This window comes from Streptomyces sp. NPDC051286 (assembly GCF_044455345.1).
GTDB lineage: Bacteria > Actinomycetota > Actinomycetes > Streptomycetales > Streptomycetaceae > Streptomyces.
Map to the genome: position 1 here is coordinate 1 of NZ_JBITER010000022.1, position 25,983 is coordinate 25,983.

Sequence of the window (25,983 nt, forward strand, 5' to 3'; positions counted from 1 at the left end):
AAACGCTACGTGGCCCGCGAGCTCTACCGGCACATCCAGCCTCCGACGGCCGCACAGAGACCTTCAGCCACTTGACGAAACATAGGGGCATCTACAGCACCCACAATTCCCGGCGCAGGACACTAGATCCCCTGCCACCGCGGCTTCGCCGCATACGTGGCCCGGAAGTAGTCCGCCAGCTTCAGCTTCGACGCCGCGGCCTCGTCCACGACCACCGTCGCATGCGGATGCAGCTGCAGGGCCGACGCCGGTACGAACGACGCGACCGGCCCCTCGACCGTCAGCGCCACCGCCTCGGCCTTGCCCTTGCCCGTCGCCAGCAGGATCGGGTGGCGGGACTCCAGGATCGTGCCGATGCCCTGCGTGATGACGTGGTGCGGCACCTGGCTGATGTCGTTGTCGAAGAAGCGCGCGTTGTCGACCCGGGTCTGCTCGGTCAGCGTCTTGATCCGGGTACGGGACGCCAGCGAGGAGCACGGCTCGTTGAAGCCGATGTGCCCGTCCGTGCCGATCCCGAGCAGCTGAAGGTCCACCCCGCCCGCCGCGGCGAGCGCCTGGTCGTAGGCCTCACAGGCGGCCTGGACGTCCTCGGCGGAGCCGTCCGGGCCCATGAAGGACTCCTTGGACAGTCCGAGCGGCTCGACGACCTCGCGCAGCACCACCGAACGGTACGACTCGGGGTGGCCGGGCGGCAGTCCGACGTACTCGTCGAGCTGGCAGATGCGCGCACGCGAGGCGTCCACCTCGCCGGAGCGCACCTTGGCGGCCAGCGCCTGGTAGATGGGCAGCGGGGTCGAGCCGGTGGCAACGCCGAGAAGGGCGTCGGGCTTGCGGCTCAGCAGGGCGCCGATGGCTCCCGCGATGAGTTCGCCGCCTGCCTTGGCGTCCGGGACGATGACAACTTCCACGCGGGGCCTGCCGATCTGAAGAGTCTCGATATGTGGTATAGACCAATCTAAGGCTAATCTAGCAGAGCCTGGCAACCCGCAGGCGACCTCCGGGTTCCCTTCGCGCGCTGTCCGGCCGCCGCCCGCTGACGGCGCTCCCGTACCCCGTGGTCGACTTGGTCGAGCGGCGCTCCGGACGCACCGAGACACCTCTGGGAGGCACCTGGCATGTCCGCCACGTTTTCGGCCGGTGAGGGCGAGCGGCCGCGCCGGATCCGTCCGGCGAGATGGCCGAGCGGCCAGGGATGCTGCGCCGCATCCTCGACCGGGGCGCCCCCTGATCCGCGCGGTGGCCACCGAGATCGCGGCGAAGAAGCCGCGCTTCGTCCTCCTCGCCGCCCGCGGCACGTCGGGCAACGCCGCGCTCTGTCGTCACGGACGGCTGGGTCGGCGAGACCCTCCAGGCGGTCCTGGACCGACTGCGCGGCCGCGGCGCGGACCTCTTCGTGGTCGGCCCCAAGGCCCAGGCGGAGGCGGCGTCCGCGGCATTCGTCCTGCCGACGGCCGGGGTCGCCGAGGAGGTCCAGCCGATCCTGGAGATCCTGCCGCTGCAGATGCCGGCGTACGAGGTGACGATCGCCCGCGGCCAGGACAGACCCGGACGCGCCCCGTGCCCTGGCCAAGGTCACCGGGACCCGCTGACCCTGCCGGTCTCCGGTGGGGGCCCGCAGAAACACCCGCGGGCCGCGGCGCCAGGACGGGACCCTCAGCCCGTCCGGCACCGCAGCCCGGAGTAAGACCGGCCACCGCCTGGGGGGCGGCGTCGCGGGGCTGGGCACGCACATCTGCGGCGTTGTCGTCAATCACCAACGCTCCGCGTTGGTTCAATCCTCCGCCTTGCAGCTGCACGCACCCAGCCCCGCTCCTTCTTCCACCCCCCAGGCGCCGGACGGTCTGCTCGGCCGGCGGTGTGCGGTGCCCCCGGCCGGGGGAGGTGCCGGCGCAGTCAGGGCAGAGAGCGCGGGTACCTCGATCCACTCTCCTGTGCGGGGAGAGCGGAAGCTCTGTCTTGAGCATTGTGGACTAGACCATTCTCGTCTGTCCATCCATCGGAGCACGCCAATTTCCGGCCCTTCTGCCCTTGCACGTACGGGCAACTGGTTCGGTTCGGAACCATCGCGTATCCACAGGTACGCTCGCACACGTGCCCTCCATGAACGACCTCGTCCGCCAGCACACAGCCCTCGGCGACACCGACCTCGAGTGGCTGCATCTGCTGGTCTCGGAGTGGCAGCTGCTCTCCGACCTGTCCTTCGCCGACCTCGTCCTGTGGGTGCCTACCCGCGACGGGACCCGCTATGTGTCCGTCGCCCAGATGCGGCCCAACACGGGACCCACCTCGTACCAGGACGACATGGTCGGCCATCTGGTGCCGCGCGGCCGCCGTCCGCTGCTGGACGCGGCGCTCGACGAGGGCCGGATCGTGCGCGAGGGCGACCCGGAATGGCGCGAGGAGGTGCCGGTTCGGGTCGAGTCGATCCCCGTACGCCGTGAGGGCCGGGTTCTGGGCGTCATCGCCCGCAACACGAACCTCCTGACCGTCCGCACCCCGTCACGGCTGGAGCTCACCTATCTGCAGTCGGCCTCCGACCTGGCCCAGATGATCGCCGCGGGGGCCTTCCCGTTCCCGGGCCAGCAGGTCGACATGGATGCCTCCCCGCGCGTCGGTGACGGTCTGATCAGGCTCGATGCCGACGGCGTCGTCCAGTACGCCAGCCCCAACGGCCTCTCCGCGTACCACCGCCTCGGTCTCGCCTCCGACCTCGTCGGACACCACCTCGGCCGGACCACCGCCGAACTCGCCCCCTCCCGCGGCCCGGTGGACGAGGCCCTGGTCAAACTGGCGAGCGGTTACGCGCCCCGCGAGTTCGAGGTCGAAGGCGCGGGCGGCGTGATCCAGCTCCGGGCGATCCCGCTCAAGCCCAAGGGAGTCCGGATCGGCTCTCTGGTCCTCCTCCGCGACGTCACCGAACTGCGCCGACGCGAGCGCGAGTTGATCACGAAGGACGCCACCATCCGCGAGATCCACCACCGGGTGAAGAACAACCTCCAGACGGTGGCTGCCCTGTTGCGTCTGCAGGCCCGACGGATGGAGTCCACGCAGGGCCGTGAAGCCCTCAACGAGGCGGTACGGCGCGTCGGTTCGATCGCGATCGTCCATGAGACGTTGTCCCAGAATCTGGACGAGCGGGTCGAGTTCGACGAGATCGCCGACCGGGTCATCGCGATGGTCTCCGAGATCTCCCCGGGCCGGGTCGCCTGCCGGCGCAATGGGCGCTTCGGCATCCTCGATGCGGAAGTGGCCACTCCGCTCGCCATGGTGCTCACCGAGGTGCTGCAGAATGCCCTGGAACACGCGTTCACCGTCGGCCAGACCGGCACGGTTGAGGTCTCGGCGGTGCGCGGCGGCTTGTCGGCCGAGGCGCGATTGCTGATCACTGTCCAGGACGACGGGTGCGGGCTGCCCGAGGGGTTCGACCCGCAGCAGGCCGGCAATCTGGGGCTGCAGATCGTACGGACGCTGGTGGAGGGCGAGTTGAGCGGATCGTTCGGCATGGTCCCGGCCCCCGAGCGCGGCACCCGGGTGGTCCTCGACATTCCGGTCCGTGCGGAGAAGTGACCGGCTGCCGCCGGGGCACACCCGGCGGACGGCGCGAACGGGAATGCGCAAAGCAGTGGGCCCGGACCGTTGATCACGGTCCGGGCCCACTGCTTCATGCGTGCGCTTTTGGGGTGCTGCGCGCTGCGACTCGGGGGGCGGGTTCGTGCGTACGCTCTGTACGCGCCGCCTGACTGAGGCTCGTAGCGGTGGCGTCGAATCAGGCGCTGGCGTTACGCGCCCGGTTGCGAGCGGCGCGGCGCTTCATTGCGCGGCGCTCGTCCTCGCTGAGGCCACCCCAGACGCCGGAGTCCTGGCCGGACTCGAGCGCCCACTGCAGGCACTGCTCCATGACGGGGCAGCGACGGCAGACGGCCTTGGCTTCCTCGATCTGCAGCAGCGCAGGACCGGTGTTGCCGATGGGGAAGAACAGCTCGGGGTCTTCCTCACGACAAACGGCGTTGTGACGCCAGTCCATGGCTGCTACCTCTCCTTGGTATTACATACAGTTGCTTGTGAATGTGAACGCTTTCACGAATCCCCCCGCAGATGATGGGCCGACGCCCAGATGAACTGGTTGTGGTCCTGTGCAAGTGAGGAGGGGTTCTGGCTCTCAGTGGAGGCCGTTGTTGCGGGCCGTCCCGATCGCCATGTAGAGATTCGCAAACCTCGGCGGCGGATACAACCCCTTCCGGAAACTTTTTTTTGATTCCTCGGTGTCGGCTAGGTCACAGCCGTACTTCCAGGGGGTGGAAGCCAGTCCAAACGTTCGAGTTAAAGGACTTTGGGCCCTTCCACTCACACAATCACACGCAGTGCACGGCGTACGCCTGTGAACGTCACACTCGTACGCAGGCCCAGGTGGTCACCGTCCATCTGGAAGGGCAGCGGGGCCTTTGAATGCAAGGTGAAGTCCGTGAGGTCATGGAGTGAAACCGCGTGCTTGCCCTGCGGGCCCCTCTCGGGGGTCGAGGTGAGCAGCTGGGTGCCGTACCGGGCGACCGCCGGAGTGGAGAGGCGCTTCAGCCCGAGGACGTCCAGAGCGGTGTCGAACGACGCCTTCGGGGACGCGTACATCGGGCGATTCCCCAGGTAGGTCCAGGGGGCGGTGTTCGAGATTATGGAGAGCGCGAGATCGGTGACCGGGTCCTGGCCGGGGACGTCCAGCGTGATCACTCCGTGCCGCCGGTGCGGCTCCTCCAGGAACTGCCGGACCACCTGGCGCACGTACAGCGCATGCGTGGACCGCTTCCCGAGTTCGCGCTTCTGTTCGACGCGGCCGACCACGCCCGCGTCGAATCCGAGACCGGCACAGAACGTGAACCAGCGTTCGGGGACCGACTCGTCCTCGGTGCCCGGCGTGCCGGCCGCAAGTCCCAGGCCGACCGTGCGTTCGGTCCGGTTGGCGAGCGCGTCCAGGATGGCGCCGGTCGCCTCCACCGCGTCGTTCGGCAGGCCGAGGGCGCGCGCGAAGACATTGGTGGAGCCGCCGGGGACCACGGCCAGGCTCGGCAGGCTGTCTATATCGGGACCGCGGTGCAGCAGACCGTTCACGACCTCGTTGACCGTGCCGTCGCCGCCGAGGGCGACGACGAGATCGATGTCGTCCGAGTCCGCGGCCCGCCGTCCCAGGTCCCGGGCGTGCCCCCGGTACTCCGTGGTCACCGCCTCCAGCTTCATCTCGCTGGCGAGCGCGTGAATGAGCACGTCACGGGTACGCGCACTGGTGGTGGTAGCAGCTGGATTGACCACGAGGAGTGCACGCATGACCGCCAGACTACCTACCGTGCGGTACCGGTCTGAAGCCCCGCCCCCTGCCCTTCACGTTCAGTGACGGACCGGCTGCGAGGGGCTCGGGCGCGGCACCCCGGTCCAGACCCCGGCTTCGCTTTCACCGGGCCGGGATGTCAACCTGCAAGGGTGAGTACTCAGCAGAACACGCCGTCCTCGTCGCCCATGGCCGAGCCGACGAAGCCGGCCCGGATCGCTCTCGTGGCCGGGCTCAATGTCCTCGAAGGGGCGGCGCTCGCCCTCGGCGGGATCTACATGCTGGTCATGGGGCTGCTCGGCCAGCCCGAGAGCCCGCAGCAGGCGGAGACGGGCGGGCTCACTCTGATCGCCCTCGGCCTGATCCCGCTGATCGCGTCCCGCGGACTGATGCGGCGGCGCAGCTGGAGCCGCGGCCCGGCGCTCATCACACAGATCATCGCGCTGCCGGTGGCCTGGACGCTGCTGCGGTCGCACGGCGCGCTGATCCCGGCCGGGATCGTCCTTGCCGCGGTTTCGCTGACGGCGCTATTCCAGCTGGCCAGGCCGACGACCCGGGAAGCGCTCGGCATCCGGGGACCGGGCGCGACGCCGGAGGCGTGACCTCGCGACGCGGCACGTCCGTAGCCAGTGGCGTGACCGGCAATGCGTGCCCCATGAGGAGCATCGCCCCATCCGTGCGATCGCAAGGCGTCCGGACGTCCTTGGACGGGGTCTCCCCCTGCTCGAACGGAGCTGGGAGCTTGGGGAAGGAGCTGCCAGGGCTTATGGCCCACGCGGCGAGCGAGCGTGCCGGACGGTGCGACGGGGCAAAGCCTGCCAAGGGGCACTAGGGCCTGTTCTGAGTTCCCCGTCGTCCGCGCGAAGCGCGGGCGCAGCGGTGGTCGGTGCGTGCGATCGGCGTGCGGTGTCGCAGGTCATGTGGCGGAGCCACCTGTCCTGCGGCGCCGTGCGGCGAGCGTGCGTGCCGGGCGTCGGGGCGCAGGCGGGGAACTCAGAACAGGCCCTAGGCGCGGAAGCGCACCGTACGGCTGCTGAACCACAGTGCCCGCAGCCCGTCCGGCTACTCCTCGACGAGCAGCCGCTCGCGCAGCTGCGCCAGCGTGCGCGCCAGCAGACGCGAGACATGCATCTGCGAGATGCCGACCTCCTGCGCGATCTGCGACTGGGTCATGTTGCCGAAGAACCGGAGCAGCAGAATGCGCTTCTCCCGGGGCGGCAGGTCCTCCAGCAGCGGCTTCAGCGACTCCCGGTACTCGACGCCCTCCAGCGCCTCGTCCTCCGAGCCCAGCGTGTCCGCCACCGCCGGGGACTCGTCGTCCGTGTCCGGCACGTCGAGCGACAGCGTGCTGTACGCATTGGCCGATTCCAGGCCCTCCAGGACCTCTTCCTCGGAGATGCCCAGCCGTTCTGCCAGCTCGTGCACTGTGGGCGACCGGCCGTGCTGCTGGGAGAGCTCGGCGGTGGCTGTGGTGAGCGAGAGGCGCAGCTCCTGCAGCCGGCGCGGCACCCGGACCGCCCAGCCCTTGTCGCGGAAGTGGCGCTTGATCTCGCCGACGACGGTCGGCGTGGCGTACGTCGAGAACTCGACGCCCCGGTCCGGGTCGAATCGGTCCACCGACTTGATCAGGCCGATGGTGGCGACCTGGGTCAGATCGTCGAGCGGCTCGCCGCGGTTGCGGAACCGGCGGGCCAGATGCTCCACGAGCGGAAGATGCATCCGCACCAGCCGATTGCGCAGCTCGGCCTTCTCCGGCGAGCCGTCGGGGAGTTCCCGCAGCTCGTAGAAGAGCGCCCGCGCCCCGCTGCGGTCATGTGGATCGTGGTGCCCGTGCTCGCTCATCTGGCCTGCCCGCTCCGCCTGCGACTGCTCCACCGCGACCGTACGGACCACCGGCCCGTCCGCCCCGTCCACTGGATGGGGCAGGGCCTGCTGCTCGGGGATGCCTGCTGCTCGCACCACCCCTGGTCGGATCGTCTCGTCCCGCACCGGACCGTCCCCGTTCCCGTTGCTCACGCCGGCCCGGGTCCCGCGCCGCGCTGTTTGTACAGGCTGATGCTGACCGTACGGTCATCGGCGACCGTGGAGTCGACTTTGCCGGCCAGTGCGGAGAGCACCGTCCAGGCGAAGGTGTCGCGCTCCGGGGCCCGGCCGTCCGTCGTCGGGGCGGCCACGGTCACCTCAAGGGAATCGTCGACGAGCCGGAACACGCAGCTGAGGACAGAGCCCGGCACGGCCTGCTGAAGCAGGATCGCGCAGGCCTCGTCGACCGCGATGCGAAGATCCTCGATCTCGTCGAGAGTGAAGTCCAAGCGCGCTGCGAGACCGGCCGTGGCCGTACGCAGCACCGACAGGTAGGCACCCGCAGCGGGCAGCCGGACTTCCACGAAGTCCTGATTCCCGGGCTCGCCTGCGATCTGGGACACCCTCACCTCCAAGGTGGCACAAACTCATTCGAGGTTCCGGGAGGGTGCCCCGGAGCCATGCGGTACGTCTTCGGTTCTTGGTCCGGTGACGCTATCGCGATCCATGATGCCGTGTCGCCGGGACCCCATCCCCACTGCTGTCACTCATGGTAAACCCATGAGCACACACAGTGGCTAGAGGTCTGAGGCGGTCAATTACGAAGAACCGGCGCCGGTTTGACGTACCCAGGCCTCAGACGATCGAACCGTCCTCGAAGCACCAGCGCCAGCTTTCTCCCGCCTCGAAGCTCCGCATGACCGGATGGCCGGTCTCCTTGAAGTGTCCCGTCGCGTGCTGCAGGGGCGACGAGTCGCAGCAGCCGACATGACCACAGACCAGGCAGAGCCGCAGTTGCACGGGGTGGGTGCCCGCGGCAAGACATTCGGGACATGTGGCATCGAGCGGGACAGGCTCGGGGCTCGGCAGTTCGAGAACGTGCAGGCACTCACTCATGATTGTCAGGTTACGACGGATGCGAGGACCGTGAGATGGACGCATTGCCGCTGGTGGCACTGGTCGCGGCCAGTGCCGCGATCGCGGGCGCGGCGAGGCGCACCCCGGTACCGGCCCCGCTGCTGCTGGTGACCGCGGGGCTGCTCGCCTCCTACCTGCCCGGGGTGCCGACGTACACCCTGGACGCGCACATCGTGCTGCCGCTGCTGCTGCCGCCGCTGCTCTACACAGCTGCGGTCGACAGCTCGTATCTCGATCTGCGGGCCAACATCAGGCCGATCGCCCTGCTCTCCGTCGGCTACGTCCTCTTCGCGACCTTCGCTGTCGGGTGGCTGGCGTACTGGCTCGTTCCCGACCTGCCGCTGACCGCCGCGCTGGTGCTGGGCGCCGTCATCGCGCCGCCGGACGCCGTCACGGCCGCCGCCATCGCCCGTCGGGTCGGGCTGCCCGCCCGGGTCACGACGATCCTGCAGGGCGAGTCCCTGGTGAACGACGCGACCGCGATCACCGCCTTCAAGGTGGTGCTGGCCGCAGCCGTCGGCGAGGGCATGAGCTGGGGAGCCGGGATCGGCGAGTTCTTCCTGGCGGCGGTCGGCGGTGTCGGGGTCGGCCTGGTGCTGATGGTGCCGCTGCACTGGCTCCGTACCCATCTCGGAGAACCCCTGCTGCAGAACACCCTGTCGCTGCTGATCCCCTTCGTGGCGTACGCGGCGGCTGAGCGGGTGCATGCCTCCGGAGTGCTCGCCGTGGTGGTCGTCGCGCTCTACCTGGGGCACCGCTCCTGGCAGGTCGACTTCGCGACCCGGCTCCAGGAGGCGGCCGTGTGGAAGATGGTCGCCTTCATCCTGGAGTCGGCGGTTTTCGCGCTGATCGGACTGCAGCTGCCCTTCGTGCTGAAGGGGCTCGGTACGTACGCCGTCGCGGAGGCGCTCTGGTACGCGGTTGCCGTGTTCCTCGCCGTCGTCGTGGTCCGCTTCGTCTGGGTGTACCCGGCCGCGTACCTGCCCCGCTGGCTCTCGCGGCGGATCAGGGAACGCGAACCGGAGACCAACTGGACCTCGCCCCTGATCGTCGGCTGGGCCGGGATGCGCGGCGTCGTCTCGCTCGCCATCGCCTTCTCCATCCCGGTGGTGACGACGGCAGGGGCCCCCTTCCCGGCCCGCAACCTGGTGCTGTTCCTGACCTTCACGACCGTCATCGGCACGCTGGTCATCCAGGGGCTCACCCTGCCTCTCCTGGTGCGCGTCCTGAAGCTCCCCGGGCGCGACACGCAGGCCGAGACCCTCGCCGAGGCACAGGCCCAGAGCGAGGCGTCCGCGGCCGCCGAGGCGCGCCTGGAAGAGCTCCTCCAGGACCCGCGCAACTGCCTGCCCGGACCGCTCACCGACCGGCTCCGCACCGTCCTGGAGCGCCGCCGCAACGCCGTGTGGGAGAGGCTCGGAGCCTCCAATCCGCTGACCGGGGAGTCGGCGGACGACACCTACCGGAGGCTGGCCGGCGAAATGATCGAGGCCGAGCGCACCGTCTTCGTCCGGCTCCGGGACGAGCGCCGGATCGACGACGAGATGCTGCGGAACCTGCTGCGGCGGCTGGACCTGGAGGAGGCGGCGGCCTACCGGGAGGAGTCCGACGCCCCCCAGGGCTGACCCGTGACGACAGCGGCGACCGTGGTGCCCGGAGTGAACGCGTCCTCCTGGGCGAGTGTCATCAGTCCATAGAGCAATTTGGCGACATAGAGACGCTCGACGGGCAGCCCGTGCCGGTCCTCGAAGTCGTCGGCGAAGGCGTGCAGCTCCGGTGTCGTCCGGGCATAGCCGCCGAAGGCGAAGCGCTCGTCCAGCGACCACGCCCCGGCCGGGCCGCCGAACGCCTCCCGCTGCAGCTCCCGTACCGCGTCCCCCAGGAAGCCGCCGCGCAGCACCGGGATGCCGAGTGCCCGCTGACCGGGTGCGAGGCCCGCGGCGAGACCGGCGAGGGTGCCACCGGTGCCGCACGCCACCGCGACCACATCGGCCCGGCCGTGCAGCTCGCGCCCCAGCGCTGTGCAGCCCTGTGCGGCCAGGGCGTTGCTGCCGCCCTCCGGGACGACGACACACTCCCCGCAGTCGCTCAGCAGCCCCGCCAGGACCGCTGGATCGGTCTTCGCGCGGTACGTCGCCCGGTCCACGAAGCGCAGACGCATGCCGTCCGCCGCGCACTGCGCCAGCGACGGGTTGAGCGGGCGGCCGGCCAGCTCGTCGCCGCGCACGACGCCGACGGTCGGGAAGCCGAGCAGCCGGCCTGCGGCGGCGGTGGCACGCAGGTGGTTGGAGAACGCACCGCCGAAGGTCAGCACGGTGCGCCCGGCGGCGGCCGCCAGGTTGGGGGAGAGTTTGCGCCACTTGTTGCCCGGCAGATCGGGGTGGATCAGATCGTCGCGTTTGAGCAGCAGCCGCACGCCGTGCCGGGCGAAGCGCTCGTCCTCGGCCGGTTGCAGGGGGGACGGGAGCACCGGCCGCAGCCGGGAGAGGGCGGGCGGGTCGGAGGGCATGCGCCCATTGTCGCCCGGCACCCCGGTGACCCAACGGCCTCCCCCACGACAGGGAGTGGGCTCCCGGCGTCATGCGACTCCTCCCCCAAGCTCTCGGCTTCGCTCGAGCAGGGAGGGGCTCCCTTCGGCGTTGTCGTCGGTCACCGACGCTCCGCGTCGACTCCGTCCTCCGCCTCGCCATCGAAGCCGCATGACGCCGTTCGCTGATCCGCTCGCTATCGTGCACCAGGCCGTAAGCGGGGGCGAGCGGCTACGTCAGCCGGTCGTGGATCCGGGCGCGCAGGTAGTCCATCGTGAAGCCGCGCGGATCGACCTTGCCGGGCTGCCACTCCCGGTGCCCGATCACGGACCGGGAGGTCCAGTCGTGGTGGCGGCAGACCGCGGCGGCGGCCTTCTCGACGGCGTCCAGCTGGACCTCGGGCCAGGGGTCCTTGCCGTCGCCGAGGTTCTCGCACTCGAAGCCGTAGAAGTGCCTGTTCCCGTCGGTGTTGGCCTCGTTGTCGGCCGGCAGGCGCTTCTCGGCGACGACGGCGCGCAGGACGTCGTCGTCGCCGAGCCCGGCGTGGTTGGTGCGGCCGTAGCCGACCAGATGGATCCGGCCGTCCTTGGCGATCACGCCGTGGCAGAGCGGTCCGGGAAGCCCCGGGTAACCGTCACGGCAGATGCGGACGGTGGCCTCGGTGCCCCTGGTGGCGGTGTGATGGATCATCACGCCGTTGACAGGTCCCCAGGGGCCCTTGTGGTTGCGGTTGTGCGTACGCCAGCCGCCGACCAGGACAACGGTGAGCCCTTCGTTCACCAGGGCTTCGAGGAAGGTGCTCGCGGACATGGGTGAGGACATGGCCGACTCCTTGTGCGCGTGGGGGAGCGAATCCTTACAGCGCTTGTACCGGAGCGCCGGGCTCCGGGCCATTCCCGGGCCCTCTGTTCGGGCGGTGTGCGAGCCGATCCGGTCAAGTCCGCGAGCACCCACGGCGGTTCAGTCCTGGGCGAGCCACAGGTCGGGGCCGAACACCTCGTAGTGGATGTCGGCCGCCGGGACACCCTTGGCCAGCAGTTGGGTGCGCACGGCCCGCATGAAGGGCAGCGGACCGCAGAGGTACGCGTGCGTGCCGGGCAGGACCGGGATGCCGCCCAGGTCGACCAGGCCGGTGCGGTCGGCCGGGTGGCCGGGCTCCGGGTTCTCGTACCAGAAGTGTGCCGTGCCGTCCGGCAGCTTGGCGGTGAGCTGCGCATGGTCGGCGCGCAGGGCGTGGTCGGCCGGGGAGCGGTCGCCGTGCACGACGGTGACCGGGGCCCGGTGGCCGGTCGCCGCGAGGTTCTCCAGCATCGACAGCATCGGGGTGCAGCCGATGCCCGCGGAGGCGAGCAGCAGCGGGGCGTCTACGGCGTCGATGACCAGATCGCCGTACGGGGCGGAGACGCGCAGCCGGTCACCGGCCCGGGTGGTGGCGTGCAGGTGCGCCGAGACCTCGCCGTCGGGTGAACCGCCGCCGTGCACTCGCTTGACGGTGATCGAGTGCAGCCGGGAATCGGGACCGCAGGTAAGGCTGTACTGCCGTATCTGCCGGGCTCCGTCGGGCAGTTCCACCTGCACGGAGACGTACTGACCGGGCCGGAAGTCGGGGGCGGGCGCGTCGTCGGCCGGGCGAAGCTGGAAGGTGGCGACGTCGTCGTTCTCCTCGACCCTCGCGACCACCTCCCATTCACGCCAGACGTCACCGGCGACGAGGCCCCGCTGGGCGTAGAGCCGGTCCTCGATGGCGATCAGGGCGTTGGCCATCAGCCAGTAGACCTCGTCCCAGGCGGCCGCGACCTCCGGCGTGACCGCGTCACCGAGCACCTCGGCGATGGCGGCGAAGAGATGGGTGTGCACCACCTCGTACTGTGCGGCGGTCACGCCGAGCGAGGCGTGCTTGTGGGCGATGCGGCTGAGCATCACGTCGGGACGGGTGTCCGGGTGCTCGACCAGCTGGGTCGCGAACGCCGCGATGGACCCGGCGAGGGCCTGACGCTGGGCACCGGAGGCCTGGTGGCCGCGGTTGAAGAGGTCGCGCAGCAGCTCGGGGTGGGCGTCGAAGAGTTTCCGGTAGAAGAGATCGGCGATGTCCCCGATGGCTGCGCCGACGGCGGGGAGGGTGGCACGGACGGTGGCGGTCGACGACTCGGAGAGCATCGGGCAGACTCCTCAGATTGAATTGGTATTTTGGATTCTTATTTTTGGCAGCGGTGAGGCCGGGCTGTGCCGGGTGGGGGATTCAGTCGGCGGGACGGCTGCGGCTGATACCGATCAGCAGGGGGCCGGTGGGGGAGGTGACGAGTTCGGTGACGGTGATCGGGTCGAGCGAGGCGTAGAAGGCCTCCGCCGCCAGGCGCAGGGCGCCGCGCAGCCGGCAGGCCGAGCGCAGCGGGCAGGGGGTGCTGCCCTCGCAATCGACGACATCGCCGGGCCCTTCGAGCTGGCGGACGAGTCCGCCGATCGATGCGGACCGACCGGCTTCGGTGAGGGTGAGCCCGCCGCCGCGGCCGCGTCGCGCCTCGATCAGGCCGAGGTGCTGGAGCCGGGCGACCACCTTCGCGGTGTGGGTGTACGGCACCTGCATGGTCGCCGCCACCTCCCGGGTGGTCGGCGGTTCCTCGTTCTCCACGACGGCGAGGCGCATCAGTACGCGCAGCGCCACGTCGGTGAATCTCGTCAGCCGCATGGCTGTCACGTTAGATAACTTGCATCGAGGATGCAAGTTATTCACGCCCGGAGGCATCGCGGAGCGTCGTGCCCAGCCCAAAGCCCGATTAGTCACACTCTTTTGTGTAATGGCGTGCCGAGTCCCCATGCTGAAAGTCTTTTCACGCAGGTCAGCCGATGATCGAGAGGACGTCAGATGTCCGTTGGTGAAGAGGTTCAGAACGCGCAGGTATCGCCGCAGCAGAGTCTGGGCACGGCGGCCGCGCGGAACCTCGCGACGACCACCAAGTCCGCTCCGCAGATGCAGGAGATCACCTCGCGGTGGCTGCTGCGCATGCTCCCCTGGGTGCAGGTGCAGGGCGGTACATACCGGGTGAACCACCGGCTGAGCTACTCGGTCGGAGACGGCAGGGTGACCTTCGTGCAGACCGGTGACCGGGTCACGGTGATCCCCGCGGAGCTCGGCGAGCTGCCCGCCCTGCGGGACTTCGCCGACGAGGAGGTGCTCGCCGAGCTGGCCCGCCGCTGCGAACAGCGCGAGATCGCCGCAGGTCAGGTGATCGCCGCAGCCGGGGAATCGGCGGACCGGGTCTTCCTGCTGGCGCACGGCAAGGTCGAGAAGGTAGGTACCGGCCCGTACGGCGACGAGACCGTGCTCGGGGTGCACGCCGACGGAGCGTACTTCGGTGACCACTCGCTGATCGAGGGCGACGCCGTCTGGGAGTACACCGCACGTGCCGTCACGGCGTGCACAGTACTCACGCTCAGGCGGGCGGACGTGCTCAACCTCACCGAGCGGGCGGAGTCGCTCCGCGCGCATCTCACCGGGCTGCTCAACATCCCCCACCAGCGCACCAACAAGTACGGCGAGGCGGAGATCGACCTCTCCGCGGGCCATGTCGGCGAGGCCGTCGTGCCGCACACGTTCGTGGACTACGAATCTGCCCCTCGTGAGTACGAGTTGAGCGTCGCCCAGACCGTGCTGAAGGTCCACAGCCGGGTCGCCGACCTCTACAACCAGCCGATGAACCAAACCGAGCAGCAGTTGCGGCTCACGGTCGAGGCGCTCCGCGAGCGCCAGGAGCACGAGCTGATCAACAACCGCGAGTTCGGGCTGCTCAACAACTGCGACTACGGGCAGCGCCTCCAGCCGCACGACGGCGTGCCCAGCCCCGACGACATGGACGAACTGCTCTCGCGCCGTCGCGGATCGAAGCTCTTCCTCGCGCATCCGCGGGCCATCGCCGCCTTCGGCCGCGAGTGCAGCAAGCGTGGACTGGTGCCGGAGAGTGTGGAGATCGACGGACACCATGTGCCCGCCTGGCGCGGGGTGCCCATCTTCCCGTGCAACAAGATCCCGGTCACCGACGCCCGCACCACGTCGATCATCTGCATGCGAACGGGTGAGGCCGAGCAGGGGGTCATCGGACTGCAGCAGACCGGCATCCCGGACGAGATCGAGCCGAGCCTCTCGGTCCGGTTCATGGGCATCGACGAGCAGGCGATCATCTCGTACCTGGTGACGGCGTACTACTCGGCGGCCGTCCTGGTGCCGGACGCCCTGGGCGTCCTGGAGAACGTCGAGGTCAGCCGCTGGCGCTGACGGTCAGGGGGCCCGGACCGGACCGTCAGGATCCGGGTCCGGGCCCGTGACGGCCTCGGCCCGGGGCGTGCCCGGCCGGGGTGTCCCACCGCACTGACCGCGTGGAAACCACCCACTCACCGAGTCCATCCATGCCCCGGGACCGGGTTGCACCGGACCCGTGTGCTCACCGAAACCACCCACGCCCCCGGTCCGGGGGGGGTGCGCCTGGCCGGGGTGCCCCGAGCCGGCGCACCTCGGTTCAGGGGGTGCCTCAGGGGGAGCCTGTGACCATGATCAGTACGGACGCCGCCACCGAGGGCAACGAGGCTGCGGCGCTCCTGGAATGTGCCCGGAACCTCGTGGACCCACAACTGCGGGCCGCGGTCGAATCGTTGCCCGGATCCATCCGGCGCGTGGCGATGTACCACTTCGGCTGGGAGCACGCCGACGGCTCCGCGGCCGGCGGGCAGGCCGGCAAGGCGATCAGACCCGCGCTCGTCCTTGCCGCGACCAGGGCGTTGGGCGGCGACCCCGAGCGGGCGGTGCGGGCAGCCGTGGCCGTGGAACTGGTCCACAACTTCAGCCTCCTGCACGACGATGTCATCGACGAGGACCGGACCCGCAGGCACCGTCCCACGGCCTGGACGGTCTTCGGTATCCCGGCCGCCGTCATCGCGGGTGACGCCATGCTCGCCCTCGCCCACCGGCTGCTCGCCGAGGACTCCCGCCCGGTGTCGGCGCGCGCCTCGGCCCGGCTCGCCGGCTGCGTCATCGAACTGTGCGCGGGTCAGCAGGCGGACTGCTCCTTCGAGAAACGCGGCCCCGACGAGGTCACGCTGGACGAGTGCCTTGCCATGGCCACAGCCAAGACCGGCGCCCTGCTCGGCTGCGCCTGTGCGCTCGGCGCGCTGTATGCGGGGGTGGGGAACGGGCGGTCGGCGCGATGGACGGCTTCGGCCGGGAGGCGGGCCTCGCCTTCCAGCTCATCGACGACCTGATCGGCATCTGGGGGGACCCGATGCAGACCGGGAAGCCGGTCGGGGCGGATCTCGCCGCCCACAAGAAGTCTCTGCCGGTGGTCGCCGCACTGACCTCCCACACCCCGGCCGCGGTCGAACTCGCCGGGCTCTACCGGGGCTCCATGAACACGCCCGACGAGGTGAGCCGCGCCGCCGACGCCGTCGACCGGGCCGGCGGCCGGGACTGGGCACAGGCCTGCGCGGGGGACCGGATGGCCCGCGCCGTCCACTATCTGTCCCGGGCGGTTCCCGACCTGGCCGCGGCGGGTGACCTGTTGGCCCTGGCGGAGTTCGTCACCCGCCGGACGCACTGACCGGAGAGAGGGGGCAGTGGGGACCGGCCGGGCTCCCGCCGTACACGTGCGGCGTCAACTCTCGGATTCTGTAAGTAGGTTGAGGTCGCGCGAGTATATGGGTGAGTGAGGGCGGGAGCCGGGCATGGGTGTACGGGTACGCAGGGCGACGCCGGCGGGCACGGGCTACAGTCCCTGCCCATGACAGACGAGTCATGGGCAGGCTGGTACCGGGACCGCCAGGGTTCCGACGCCATCATCCTCACCACCGACGGACAGCAACTCCGCATCCGGATCCGGGGCGTCGATTTCGAGGGCGAGAGCTTCGACGACCTCGGACCGGTCCCCGGAATGCCGCCGGAGAGCGGCATGTTCGCCCTGGCGGACGGCGCGCTCACCGACTGCGTGCTGGAGTGGGACCTGCCGCTACCGGTGATCTCGGACGGCATGGTCCATCAGGCCACGCTCAGCTGCCTGCTGTCGCTGCGCCGCCCCGACGCCGATCTCCATCTGGAGCTGCACTTCGGCGGCGCGGTCTACGGTTCGCGCCGGGCCGAGTGCGACTTCGCCACCGCGCTCGCCACGATCCAGCGCATCCTGCCGCCCGGAGTCCGTCTGCAGACCTGCATCGCCTGCGCGTACTCGGACTACTTCCCGGCGCCCGGCCGTGGACTGTCCGGTGGCCTTGCCTGCTTCCGGGGTGCGAAGGACGCATACCGCGGGGTGACGGGCGAGGACGATGTCATCGGTCTGTGGGACCGGCGGACCGGATTCGTCCAGGAGATCTGGAGCTGCCGTGAGTTCGAGGCGCGCCCGGCGGAGGGCGCGGGCACCGGACACCGCGGCGCGTTCCCCCTCGAACACGCCTGACCGTTCTCTCGCCCGACGGCATGTCGGGCGACGCGCTGTGCCCCGTACCGGATGAACCTTCCCGGCGCGGGGCACGGCGCTTTACCGGGGCCTCATTGTTCTACTATCATGCGAACAAGGAGGTTTTAATGAATCGTAAGAATGCCGGCCGCGCGATCCTGGTCGCCCTGCCGTTCCTGCTCGCTCTCATCGTCGACCTGGCCCTCTTGGCCGCGTTCCGTGACCGGCTGCCCGGACAGTTGGCCAGCCACTTCGAGGCCGGCGGGCAGGCGAACGGCCATGCGGGCCGGACGTCATACGTCCTCGTCACCGTCGTCCTGTTCGTGGTGACCGGCGCCTTGTGGGCCACCATGGTGGTGAAGGAGAACTTCTCCGGCCGGGCCTACCGCCTACTGGTCGCCGGGGGATACGCCTTCGCCGGATTCTTCGGCTATCTGATGGCCGCTGTGCTGATCGTGAACCTGGACGCCGGCGAAGGCGCGCCGGGTGTGTCGTTCCCGATGTGGCAGCCGGCCGCCGCCCTCGGTGCCGGCGCGCTCGCCGCCGGTCTCGGATTCGTGCTGGCCGCACTGGGCCCCGTACCGCAGCAGCCGGACCGCTCAGCGCAGGCCATCGAGGGAGAGCGCATTGTGCTCGCCGACGGGGAGGTCGCCGGATGGGCACGCAGTGCCGACAGTTGGTGGCTGCCGCTCGTCTCGCTCGGACTCCTCGTCCTCGGAGTCGTTCTCTTCTTCGCCGGCAACTGGTCCGCCGCAGTTCTGCTGCTGATCGTCGGCGTGGTGCCGGCAAGCTTCGCCCGGCCGTACGTGAGCGTGGACCGGCGGGGTATCACCGTCTCCGGAATGCTGCCCTGGCCGCGCATCCGGGTGCCGCTCGACCGGATCGAGGCGGCGACCAGCCGGGACATCAACGCCCTTGCGGAGTACGGCGGCTGGGGCTACCGCATCCGGCCCGGACGGACCGGGGTCATGATCCGCTCAGGCGAGGGGATTGTGGCGAGGCTGGTGGGCGGGCGGGAATTCGCGGTGACCGTCGACGACTCCGCGACCGGTGCCGCGCTCCTCAACACCCTGATCGACCGGCGCCGGGCGGGGCGCTGACCATGCTCTTCCGGGTCGATCCCACCTCCACCGTGCCGCTCGGCGACCAGATCGCGGCCTGCGTCCGCCGGGCCGTCGCCGACGGGGCAGCAGTCCCGGGCGAGCGGCTCCCCGCCGCCCGGGTCCTTGCCGAGTCCCTCGGCGTCAACGTCCATACGGTGCTCCGCGGCTACCAGCAGCTCCGCGAGGAAGGGCTGATCGAACTGCGCCGGGGCCGGGGTGCGGTCGTCACCGGTGGCGCCTCGCCGCACCGCGCCCGGCTGCTGGAACACGTACGCGAGGTGGTCGCGGACGCACGCGAGCTGGGCATGACGCAGGACGAACTGCTGTCCCTGATCCGTACCGAACTCGACCGTACATAAGGGACGTTGCAGGCGCGGGTCAGCGCAGGCCGTCCCATCCCCAACGCGGTGTCGGCCCGGGATCGCCGAGGTCTTCGCCGGCCGGGGACGCCGAGACATCGCGTGCGATCTTCGTGCCCCAGTCGAAGTACTCCACGACGCGGCGGCGCAGCAACTCGTCGTCCGGCAGCGCCTTGTCGACCGCCGCCGTCATCAGCTCCATCCAGCGCAGCCGCTGTGGCTCGGTGATCGACAGCCCGAGGTGGGTGCGCAACAGGGCCTGGTGGCCGCCGAGCCTCGCGGTGTAGTCGGCGGGACCGTCGAAGATCTCGGCCAGCCACACGGCGACATGCTCGATGTGCGTCGGGGTGAAGCCCGCGAAGACAGGGGCGAGCAGCGGGTCGGCCAGCGCCTCGTCGTAGAAGGTGTTGCTCAGCCGGCGCAGTACGCCGATGCCGCCGACGGCCTTGTACAGCGTTTCCGGACGTTCGCTCACGCGGGCACCTCCAGGGGTGGGTCCGACCCTCGCGGACCGCTGGGCCCAGCATCCATCAGGGGGCTCGGCCCCGCCGGGACCGTTCGCTGCCGGCGCATCAAGCGGGGGCACCCGTTCACCCGTTCCGTCCCCCTTCCCGCGTGCCGCACGGGGCCGCCAGGCCGAGCGGCCCTGGGGCGTGTTTCGAAAGTCCCGCCTGCCAGGCGGCGCAGCGGGTGGCGGGTACCACCAGTGAATGGTGCGCCACCGCAGCCCCTCGCGCGGCTGCCCTGACGTCCCGCCCGGACCCGGCCGATTCCGCCCAGAGCGAGGAGCTGTTCCCAACTTCCCCGGCTGCGGGCAGAGTCGGCCCATGAGGCTCTTGATCCTGGGTGGTACGGAATTCGTCGGGCGCGCCGTCACCGAGGCGGCGCTCGCACGGGCCTGGCAGGTCACGGTGTTCCATCGCGGCCGTCACGCACCCCCGGCGGGCGTCACAGAGCTGTTCGGCGACCGCACCTGCGCCGACGGACTCGTGGCGCTCGCCGCCGCCGCCGGGCAGAGCGAGGGAGGAACGCACACCTGGGACCTGGTCGTCGACACCTGGAGCGGTGCCCCCTCGGCCGTACGGGACACGGCCCGGCTGCTCGCCGGCCGTGCCGGGCAGTACGCCTATGTCTCCAGCCGTTCGGTGTACGACCACCCCGCCCCGGCCGGACTCCCCGAGGACGGCCCGCTGGTCGACGGGGCCTCGCCGGACGCCGGGGCGGATGTCCCGTACCCGCAGGCCAAACGCGGCGGTGAACTGGCCGCCCTCGACGCGTTCGGTGACCACGCCCTGCTGGTCAGGGCGGGGCTGATCCTCGGGCCGTGGGAGAACGTCGGCAGACTGCCGTGGTGGCTGCGGCGGATCGCCCGCGGCGGACCAGTGCTGGCCCCTGGCGTACCGGACACCCCGCTCCAGTACATCGACGCCCGCGACCTCGCCGACTGGCTGCTGGACGCGGCGGAACGCGGACTGCACGGACCGTACAACGTGGTCAGCCGCCCGGGGCACACGACCATGGGTGAGCTGCTGGACGCCTGTGTGCGTGCCACCGGCTCCGGCGCCGAACTGCGCTGGACGGCCGCCGAGAAGATCCTCGCGGCGGGCGTCCAGCCATGGAGCGAGCTGCCGATCTGGGTGCCGCCGGGCGAGCTGTACGACACCATGCACCAGGGCGACGTCAGCCGGGCGTACACGGCCGGGCTGCGCTGCCGGCCGGTCGGGGAGACGGTCACGGACACCTGGGACTGGCTGCGCGGGCTGGGCGGCGCGGCGCCGCAGCGGCCGGACCGGCCCGCGGTGGGACTGGACCCGGAGACCGAGGCGAAGCTGCTGACGGCCTGAGACTCCGCTTGCCGCGTTGTCGCCGGTCACCGACGCTCCGCGCCGACTCCTTCCTCCGCCTTGCCATCGAATCCGCACGACGCCGCTCGCTGATCCATTCCTTGTCGTGGGGAGGCCGATAGTTTGGCCCCATGGCCGAACTCCTGCTGCACCTCACCGAAGGCCCTCTGTGGGAGGCGGCCCGCGGGATCGGGACGTACGAGATGTCCACCCGCGGCCGCACCCTGCACGAAGAGGGCTTCATCCACTGCTCGCTGCCCCACCAGCTCCCCGGCGTGGCCGAGATGCTGTACGGCGCCGGGGCCCCGGCCGACCTGGTGGTGCTCGTCATCGACCCCGCGCGGCTCTCCGTGCCCGTGCGGTACGAGTCGTTCGAGCCCGGCGGCGAGGAGTTTCCGCACATCTACGGCCCCGTCCCGGTGGACGCGGTCGTGGAGGTACGTCCCTGGCCGCGTAAGGAAGGCACCCCCGCATGAACACCGCATCCTCCACCGGCGCCCCGATCATCGCGGTCACCGGAGCGAGCGGTGCGGTCGGCGGCCGCGTCGCCCAGCGGCTCGTGCGTGCCGGTGTCCCCGTGCGGCTGCTGGGCCGGGACCCGTCCCGGCTGCCGGACCTGCCCGGCTCGGTCGCCGCTCCACCCGCCCCCTACGGCGACGGGGCGGCCATGCGCCGGGCACTCGCCGGGGCGCACACCCTGTTCCTCGTCTCCGCGCACGAGAGCCCCGACCGGGTACGCGAACACACCACCGCCGTGGACGCGGCGGCCGCCGCCGGTGTCGAACGCATCGTGTACCTGTCCTTCCTCGGCGCCGCACCCGACGCCACGTTCACCTTCGGCCGTGACCACTGGCACACCGAGGCGCACATCCGTGTGTCCGAGGTGCGCTACACCTTCCTCCGCGACAGCTGGTACCTCGCCGGGATCCCGGCGATGACCGGGTCCGACGGAGTGCTGCGTGGCCCGGGCGGCGACGGCCGGGTCGCCGCGGTGGCGCACGAGGACATCGCGGACGCGGCGACGGCCGTCCTGCTGGCCGGCACCGGGAGCGCCGGCGCCCGCCACGACGGGGTGACGTACGACCTCACCGGGCCGGAGGCATTCACCCTCGCCGAAGCCGCCGAGGAACTCAGCCGGGCCACCGGACGGACCATCACCTACCACCCGGAGACCCGGGAGGAGGCATACGCGTCACGGGCGCAGTACGGCGCGGCGGACTGGGAGGTCGCCGGCTGGGTGACGTCGTACGAGGCGATCGCGGCCGGCGAGATGGCCACCGTCTCGGACGCCGTACCGCGTCTGACCGGCCGCCCGGCGCAGAACCTGGCCACGTATCTCCGGGAGCATCCGGACAGCTACCGGCACCTGCTCAGGACCGGCTGAACTCCCGGCCCCTCGTCCTTCAGGTGCAGGTGCCGTACAAGGCGAAGTCCCGACGCGCCAAGGGCGACCAGGACTTCGCGTCCGGTCTGCCGATCCTGAGCGCCGGCCAGCGCGCCTGGCTGACCGAGACCATCACCCTGGCGCACGGCGCCGACCACCCGTGGGCGGTGAGGCTGCGCGGTCAGCGGTGAGGACGCGCGGCACAGCCCCCGCCCGCGCACCGCGTCACCTCACGTACACGCCCGCCCGCGCCGCAGCTGCCGCAGCCTCGGCGGCGAGGTCGGCAGCCGCCGTGTCGAGGGGAGCGCCGCTGGCCAGCAGCCGGTAGTAGAGCGGGGCCGAGACCGCGCGGATCACCTCGTCGGGGTCCGTGCCCGCGGGCAGTTCGCCGCGTTCCTGGGCCGCGGTGACGCAGCCCGCCCACTCCGCGACGCGGATCGCGTAGAAGCGGTGCAGGGACTCGGCACCGAGACCTCCCTCGTCTTCCTTCTCACCCTCTACCTGCAGGAAGTCCTCGGCTACTCGCCCCTCGCCACCGGATTCGCCTTCGGGGTCCTGGGCCTGGGCACCGTCATCGGCGGAACCCTCGGCGGCCGCGCCGTCGGCCGCCACGGGGCCCGGGCCACCATCGTCGGCGGCGGGATCGTCCAGGCCGCCGCCACGCTCACCCTGGTCGCCCTCGGTACCTCCGGCGCCTGGATCTGGCTCCTCCTCGCCGCCACCTTCATCGGCGGCATCGGCAACATGCTGGTGATCGTCGGCTTCATGGTCACCGCCACCTCCGGCCTCCCCGACACCGAACAGGGCCTGGCCACCGGCCTCGCCACGATGACCCAGCAGGTCGGCATCACCATGGGCATCCCGGTCATGAGCGCCGTCGCAGCCGCCCGGATGGCCTCGCTCGGCGACACCGGATCCACTGGCGTCCTGTCCGGAGTCACCGTCGCGATCCTGGTCAACTCCGCACTGGTCCTGATGGGTTCGCTGCTGGCCGGCGCGTTCCTGGGAACCCGGCGGCGCGCGGGAGCCACCGGCCGGTGACCGCCCGGACGGCTCCGCCGGACCGGGGAGCCGCCGGGCCGTCCGCCCGGCAGCTCCCTTTCCTCATCCCGTCGCTCCTGCACCGGCCCGGCATGCACCACATCGACGGTGTCCCCCCGCCGGGCCCGATGGCGGGCCCGGAACATTCACCCTGCTCGCAGGGGTGCTGATGTCTGATCAGCTCGAAGAGGACACCGGAAACCCGTGGGCGTGACCGGGCACTCACCGGACCCATGCCGCGTAGGTCCGCGAGCACGGTCCTGTGGGGCGCTGACCTGGCCTTTTGGCGATTGGTGGCGATGGGGTGCGACGGTCTTGATCGGGTGTCTTGCGGACTGTGTCCGGACTGCTGGGAGCGGTAGGGTTAGTATCAAGCGATACCGTATCGAATGAGCGGATGGCTGGTAATGTGTCCTTATGGCCGCTGACCTTCCTCGCCAAGCCGACCCCTCGCGCGCGACCGACCGCCCCGGGGATGAATCGCCTTTCGCTCTCGGCTTGCTGCTGCGCCGGGCGCACTGGCGCGCGGCCGCTGTCATGGGGGAGGCGCTCCGGCCGCTCGGTATCGAGTTGCGGCATTTCGCGGTACTGGTCGTCCTGGTCAACCGTGGGCCTACAGTGCAGCGGGACCTGGTGACGGCGACGGGGTCGGACAAGGCCGGAATCATGCGGGTTGTGGACGATCTGGAGCGCATGGGGCTGGCGGTACGCAGGACCGTTCCGGGGGACCGGAGAGTGCGGGCAGTGGAGATCACACCTCAGGGCGTTGAGCTTTTCGATGCCGCACATGTGGCGGCGGAGCCGCTGGCTGAGCGTCTGGTTGCCGAACTGGGGGCCGGTGAGCCCGAGCAGCTGAGGGATCTGCTGGCCAGGCTCGCCTATCCCGCAGACGGCCAGGTTTAGGCGCGCCCGTGCGCACCGGCCGCCTGCCACGTCGGCGGCTCTCGTTTCATACGGCTTCCGCGGTGACCCCGGACTTGAGAGGTGCGGTCACAGCGCCGGCTCCTCGATGAGCTTCCAGCGCGCGGCGAATGCGGCGGACTGCTGCGGGGTGCGCTCGGACGGGGCGGCGTAGCCGGCGGATCAGGCGTCGGCGGTGATGTGCAGGACAGGGTCGGCGGCGAGGTTGTGGTAGGTCACCGTGACCTCCGGGTGCTGCTCCGCCCAGGTCTTGCGGAAGGCGGCCGTGACCGAGCAGGACGAGGACGCCTCGCCGTAGAACACGGACGAGTCGATGTGCAGCAGCGTGGTCATGGACTTTCTCCAAGATGCGGTGCCCGAGGCGGGGGGCCAGGGGCTGGGGATCGGCGCAAGAAGATAGTTGCACTCGATACCGTATTGAGTGATACCATATTGACTGTAACCAAGATAGCCTCTTGAGTAGATGGGGGCGGGCGGTCATGGACGTCTATGAGGCGGTCACGAGCCGACGGGCGGTGCGCGTGTTCACCGGCCGGCCCGTGCCGAGGGAAACGCTGGAACGGGTCCTGTCCGCCGCGGCCTGGGCGCCGTCCGGATCGAACATCCAGCCGTGGCACACCTACGTGCTGACCGGCGCACCGCTGGCCGAACTCAAGAAGCGTGCCGGCGAGCGCCTGGCCTCGGGCGACCCCTGGGATGCGCCGGAGTACGAGATGTATCCGCCCGAACTGAAGGCTCCGTACCGCGAGCGCCGATCCGCCTTCGGCGAGCAGCGCTACGGCGCACTCGGCGTCGCGCGTGAGGACCTGGAGGCGCGGCAGCGGGCCGCTGCCGCGAACTGGGACTGCTTCGGCGCACCTGCCGCCCTGTTCTGCTACATCGACAAGGACATGGGTTCGCCCCAGTGGGCCGACGTCGGCATGTATCTGCAGACTGTCATGCTGCTGCTCCGCGCCGAAGGGCTGCACAGCTGCACGCAGATGGCCTGGGCGAAGTACCACAAGACCGTCGCGGAGGTCCTGTCGCCCCCGGACGGACTCATCCTCTTCTGCGGCATGTCGATCGGGTTTGAAGACGTCACAGCGGGTGACGCCCGTACAGGCCGGGCGCCGCTCGACGAGACGGTCGCGTTCGTCGATGGTCTCTGACGCCATCCCCCCTTGGTCGATCAACGAGCCGTTTCATGCCGCACCCACATAGCGGCTCATATGTCATAGTGCGCACGTAATCCCGATGAACGGCATGTCGTGAAGATCGCAGTCATCGGCGGTACCGGACTGATCGGGTCGCAGGTCGTCAAGAACCTGAGTGGCTGTCCACGATGGAGGAGGGTGAGCCCCTCAACTACCGCCGCTGGAAGACGGAGTGGAACTGCGCCCGCAGGGCGCTCCAGGCGGCGGAGAACGAGGCGGCCGAGCGCGAGGGCCGCAAGCCCGTCGAGCTGCCCCACATGGTGACCCACGACCTGCGCCTCTTCTTCGCCTCCGCCCTTATCGCCGGCGGAGCGAGCGTCAAGCAGGTGCAGTTGGTCCTCGGCGCGCGTCCGCCGTCATCACGCTGCGGATCTACGCGCACCTGTGGCCGGGGGAAGAAGAACGCACCCGGGCCGTCATGGACGCCGTGCTCGGCGGCCTGCGGACCGGGTGCGGACAGCTAAGCGGTGCGACCCGCGAAAGCGCAGGTCAGACCGCCTAGAGGGAGATCAGGCCTTCTTGGTCTCCCAGAAGATCTTGTCGATCTCGGCGATGTAGTCCAGCGCCTTCTGGCCCGTCGCCGGGTCCGTGGAGGCCTTCGCGGCCGACAGCGCCTTGAGGGCGTCGTTGACCAACTGGTGCAGCTCCGGGTACTTCTCGAAGTGCGGGGGCTTGAAGTAGTCGCTCCACAGCACTGAGATGTGGTGCTTCGCAAGCTCGGCGCGCTGCTCCTTGATGACCACCGCGCGGGCCCGGAAGTGCGGGTCCTCGTTGGCCTGGTACTTCTCCTGGACGGCCTTGACGGACTCCGCCTCGATGCGGGCCTGGGCCGGGTCGTACACGCCGCAGGGCAGGTCGCAGTGGGCGCTGACCTTCACCTTGGGGGCAAACAGGCGGGAAAGCATTGAGCTGTCCTTCCTCG

General features: G+C 70.3%; 25 protein-coding genes and 6 pseudogenes. 17 read left to right on the forward strand and 14 right to left on the reverse strand.

Annotated elements, in window-relative coordinates; translation table 11 throughout:
- Positions 1-122 precede the first annotated feature (122 nt).
- Positions 123-908, reverse strand: a complete 786-nt coding sequence (nagB, locus tag ACIBB8_RS22145; RefSeq protein ID WP_398954621.1) for a glucosamine-6-phosphate deaminase — start codon at positions 906-908, stop codon at positions 123-125.
- A 404-nt stretch (positions 909-1,312) separates the two neighbouring features.
- On the opposite strand from nagB, the pseudogene ACIBB8_RS22150 reads away from it, so the two are divergent.
- Together ACIBB8_RS22150 and ACIBB8_RS22155 are read left to right on the forward strand one after the other, a co-directional pair.
- A pseudogene (locus ACIBB8_RS22150) lies at positions 1,313-1,589 on the forward strand (glucosamine-6-phosphate deaminase); the annotation flags it as partial.
- Positions 1,590-2,100: 511 nt separating this feature from the next.
- On the forward strand, positions 2,101-3,567 hold the full coding sequence (locus ACIBB8_RS22155; RefSeq protein WP_398954810.1) for a PAS domain-containing sensor histidine kinase: 1,467 nt from the start codon (positions 2,101-2,103) through the stop codon (positions 3,565-3,567).
- Between the two features lie 199 nt (positions 3,568-3,766).
- Here ACIBB8_RS22155 and ACIBB8_RS22160 read toward each other — a convergent pair whose 3' ends face one another.
- Together ACIBB8_RS22160 and ACIBB8_RS22165 are read right to left on the reverse strand one after the other, a co-directional pair.
- Entirely contained in the window at positions 3,767-4,024 is a 258-nt protein-coding gene (locus ACIBB8_RS22160) for a WhiB family transcriptional regulator (protein ID WP_003953983.1), read from the reverse strand.
- Between the two features lie 320 nt (positions 4,025-4,344).
- The gene (locus ACIBB8_RS22165) at positions 4,345-5,313 is read right to left on the reverse strand and encodes a diacylglycerol/lipid kinase family protein (RefSeq protein ID WP_398954623.1); all 969 of its coding nucleotides are present in this window, start codon (positions 5,311-5,313) and stop codon (positions 4,345-4,347) included.
- A gap of 225 nt (positions 5,314-5,538) precedes the next feature.
- Between ACIBB8_RS22165 and ACIBB8_RS22170 the strand changes: the two genes are divergently transcribed.
- A complete protein-coding gene (locus ACIBB8_RS22170; protein WP_398954812.1) occupies positions 5,539-5,916 on the forward strand; it encodes a hypothetical protein in 378 nt (125 codons plus the stop codon).
- A gap of 460 nt (positions 5,917-6,376) precedes the next feature.
- On the opposite strand, the gene ACIBB8_RS22175 is transcribed toward ACIBB8_RS22170, so the two are convergent.
- The 3 genes from ACIBB8_RS22175 to ACIBB8_RS22185 form a co-directional block, all read right to left on the reverse strand.
- A complete protein-coding gene (locus tag ACIBB8_RS22175; RefSeq protein ID WP_398954625.1) occupies positions 6,377-7,330 on the reverse strand; it encodes an RNA polymerase sigma factor SigF in 954 nt (317 codons plus the stop codon).
- Positions 7,327-7,740 (reverse strand): anti-sigma regulatory factor, encoded by a 414-nt coding sequence (locus ACIBB8_RS22180; RefSeq protein ID WP_030915678.1) that lies wholly within the window; start codon positions 7,738-7,740, stop codon positions 7,327-7,329. Before ACIBB8_RS22180 ends, ACIBB8_RS22175 begins: the two co-directional genes overlap by 4 nt.
- Positions 7,741-7,972: 232 nt before the next feature.
- Positions 7,973-8,233, reverse strand: coding sequence for a UBP-type zinc finger domain-containing protein (locus ACIBB8_RS22185; RefSeq protein ID WP_366693338.1), 261 nt, complete (start codon positions 8,231-8,233; stop codon positions 7,973-7,975).
- Between the two features lie 35 nt (positions 8,234-8,268).
- Between ACIBB8_RS22185 and ACIBB8_RS22190 the strand changes: the two genes are divergently transcribed.
- Positions 8,269-9,879 carry a Na+/H+ antiporter gene (locus ACIBB8_RS22190; RefSeq protein ID WP_398954628.1) on the forward strand — a complete coding sequence of 537 codons (1,611 nt, stop codon included), beginning with the start codon at positions 8,269-8,271 and terminating at the stop codon, positions 9,877-9,879.
- Here ACIBB8_RS22190 and ACIBB8_RS22195 read toward each other — a convergent pair.
- The 4 genes from ACIBB8_RS22195 to ACIBB8_RS22210 form a co-directional block, all read right to left on the reverse strand.
- Positions 9,846-10,763, reverse strand: coding sequence for a 1-aminocyclopropane-1-carboxylate deaminase/D-cysteine desulfhydrase (locus ACIBB8_RS22195; RefSeq protein ID WP_398954630.1), 918 nt, complete (start codon positions 10,761-10,763; stop codon positions 9,846-9,848). The genes ACIBB8_RS22190 and ACIBB8_RS22195 overlap by 34 nt on opposite strands.
- Positions 10,764-11,013: 250 nt before the next feature.
- The gene (locus ACIBB8_RS22200; RefSeq protein ID WP_398954632.1) at positions 11,014-11,604 is read right to left on the reverse strand and encodes an N-acetylmuramoyl-L-alanine amidase; all 591 of its coding nucleotides are present in this window, start codon (positions 11,602-11,604) and stop codon (positions 11,014-11,016) included.
- Positions 11,605-11,742: 138 nt separating this feature from the next.
- Positions 11,743-12,939 (reverse strand): globin domain-containing protein, encoded by a 1,197-nt coding sequence (locus tag ACIBB8_RS22205; protein ID WP_398954634.1) that lies wholly within the window; start codon positions 12,937-12,939, stop codon positions 11,743-11,745.
- A gap of 82 nt (positions 12,940-13,021) precedes the next feature.
- Positions 13,022-13,468 carry an RrF2 family transcriptional regulator gene (locus ACIBB8_RS22210; RefSeq protein ID WP_398954636.1) on the reverse strand — a complete coding sequence of 149 codons (447 nt, stop codon included), beginning with the start codon at positions 13,466-13,468 and terminating at the stop codon, positions 13,022-13,024.
- A 177-nt stretch (positions 13,469-13,645) separates the two neighbouring features.
- On the opposite strand from ACIBB8_RS22210, the gene ACIBB8_RS22215 reads away from it, so the two are divergent.
- The 5 genes and pseudogenes from ACIBB8_RS22215 to ACIBB8_RS22235 all read left to right on the forward strand — a co-directional run bounded on the left by ACIBB8_RS22215 (position 13,646) and on the right by ACIBB8_RS22235 (position 18,678).
- A complete protein-coding gene (locus tag ACIBB8_RS22215; RefSeq protein WP_398954638.1) occupies positions 13,646-15,052 on the forward strand; it encodes a family 2B encapsulin nanocompartment shell protein in 1,407 nt (468 codons plus the stop codon).
- Between the two features lie 272 nt (positions 15,053-15,324).
- Positions 15,325-16,367, forward strand: a pseudogene (locus ACIBB8_RS22220) (family 2 encapsulin nanocompartment cargo protein polyprenyl transferase).
- 180 nt (positions 16,368-16,547) lie between these two features.
- On the forward strand, positions 16,548-17,216 hold the full coding sequence (locus ACIBB8_RS22225; protein WP_398954640.1) for a DUF6304 family protein: 669 nt from the start codon (positions 16,548-16,550) through the stop codon (positions 17,214-17,216).
- 128 nt (positions 17,217-17,344) lie between these two features.
- Positions 17,345-18,316 (forward strand): DUF1648 domain-containing protein, encoded by a 972-nt coding sequence (locus tag ACIBB8_RS22230; RefSeq protein WP_398954642.1) that lies wholly within the window; start codon positions 17,345-17,347, stop codon positions 18,314-18,316.
- A 2-nt stretch (positions 18,317-18,318) separates the two neighbouring features.
- Entirely contained in the window at positions 18,319-18,678 is a 360-nt protein-coding gene (locus tag ACIBB8_RS22235) for a GntR family transcriptional regulator (RefSeq protein ID WP_398954644.1), read from the forward strand.
- 19 nt (positions 18,679-18,697) lie between these two features.
- On the opposite strand, the gene ACIBB8_RS22240 is transcribed toward ACIBB8_RS22235, so the two are convergent.
- Positions 18,698-19,153 carry a group II truncated hemoglobin gene (locus ACIBB8_RS22240; protein WP_398954646.1) on the reverse strand — a complete coding sequence of 152 codons (456 nt, stop codon included), beginning with the start codon at positions 19,151-19,153 and terminating at the stop codon, positions 18,698-18,700.
- A 364-nt stretch (positions 19,154-19,517) separates the two neighbouring features.
- Here ACIBB8_RS22240 and ACIBB8_RS22245 point away from each other — a divergent pair, with 364 nt between their 5' ends.
- The 4 genes from ACIBB8_RS22245 (at position 19,518) to ACIBB8_RS22260 (ending at position 22,097) form a co-directional block, all read left to right on the forward strand.
- Positions 19,518-20,522: an NAD-dependent epimerase/dehydratase family protein gene (locus ACIBB8_RS22245; protein WP_398954814.1), complete on the forward strand. Its 1,005-nt coding sequence runs from the start codon at positions 19,518-19,520 to the stop codon at positions 20,520-20,522.
- A 131-nt stretch (positions 20,523-20,653) separates the two neighbouring features.
- Complete coding sequence (locus tag ACIBB8_RS22250; protein ID WP_398954648.1) at positions 20,654-20,998, forward strand: DUF952 domain-containing protein; 345 nt, start codon at positions 20,654-20,656, stop codon at positions 20,996-20,998.
- Positions 20,995-21,906, forward strand: a complete 912-nt coding sequence (locus ACIBB8_RS22255) for an SDR family oxidoreductase (protein ID WP_398954650.1) — start codon at positions 20,995-20,997, stop codon at positions 21,904-21,906. Before ACIBB8_RS22250 ends, ACIBB8_RS22255 begins: the two co-directional genes overlap by 4 nt.
- Before the next feature lie 29 nt (positions 21,907-21,935).
- Positions 21,936-22,097, forward strand: a complete 162-nt coding sequence (locus ACIBB8_RS22260) for a hypothetical protein (RefSeq protein ID WP_398954652.1) — start codon at positions 21,936-21,938, stop codon at positions 22,095-22,097.
- Positions 22,098-22,131: 34 nt separating this feature from the next.
- Here the strand turns inward: ACIBB8_RS22260 and ACIBB8_RS22265 are convergent.
- A pseudogene (locus ACIBB8_RS22265) lies at positions 22,132-22,371 on the reverse strand (TetR-like C-terminal domain-containing protein); the annotation flags it as partial.
- Between ACIBB8_RS22265 and ACIBB8_RS22270 the strand changes: the two are divergent.
- Together ACIBB8_RS22270 and ACIBB8_RS22275 are read left to right on the forward strand one after the other, a co-directional pair.
- Positions 22,372-22,947, forward strand: a pseudogene (locus tag ACIBB8_RS22270) (MFS transporter); the annotation flags it as partial.
- A 417-nt stretch (positions 22,948-23,364) separates the two neighbouring features.
- Positions 23,365-23,850 carry a MarR family winged helix-turn-helix transcriptional regulator gene (locus ACIBB8_RS22275; RefSeq protein ID WP_398954654.1) on the forward strand — a complete coding sequence of 162 codons (486 nt, stop codon included), beginning with the start codon at positions 23,365-23,367 and terminating at the stop codon, positions 23,848-23,850.
- Between the two features lie 99 nt (positions 23,851-23,949).
- Here ACIBB8_RS22275 and ACIBB8_RS22280 read toward each other — a convergent pair.
- A pseudogene (locus ACIBB8_RS22280) lies at positions 23,950-24,201 on the reverse strand (NAD(P)H-dependent oxidoreductase); the annotation flags it as partial.
- 146 nt (positions 24,202-24,347) lie between these two features.
- On the opposite strand from ACIBB8_RS22280, the gene ACIBB8_RS22285 reads away from it, so the two are divergent.
- Both ACIBB8_RS22285 and ACIBB8_RS22290 read left to right on the forward strand, forming a co-directional pair.
- Complete coding sequence (locus ACIBB8_RS22285; protein WP_398954656.1) at positions 24,348-25,016, forward strand: nitroreductase; 669 nt, start codon at positions 24,348-24,350, stop codon at positions 25,014-25,016.
- Between the two features lie 146 nt (positions 25,017-25,162).
- Positions 25,163-25,563: pseudogene (locus tag ACIBB8_RS22290) on the forward strand (tyrosine-type recombinase/integrase); the annotation flags it as partial.
- A 7-nt stretch (positions 25,564-25,570) separates the two neighbouring features.
- Here ACIBB8_RS22290 and sodN read toward each other — a convergent pair.
- Complete coding sequence (gene sodN / locus ACIBB8_RS22295) at positions 25,571-25,966, reverse strand: superoxide dismutase, Ni (protein WP_266981604.1); 396 nt, start codon at positions 25,964-25,966, stop codon at positions 25,571-25,573.
- Positions 25,967-25,983: the final 17 nt, after the last annotated feature.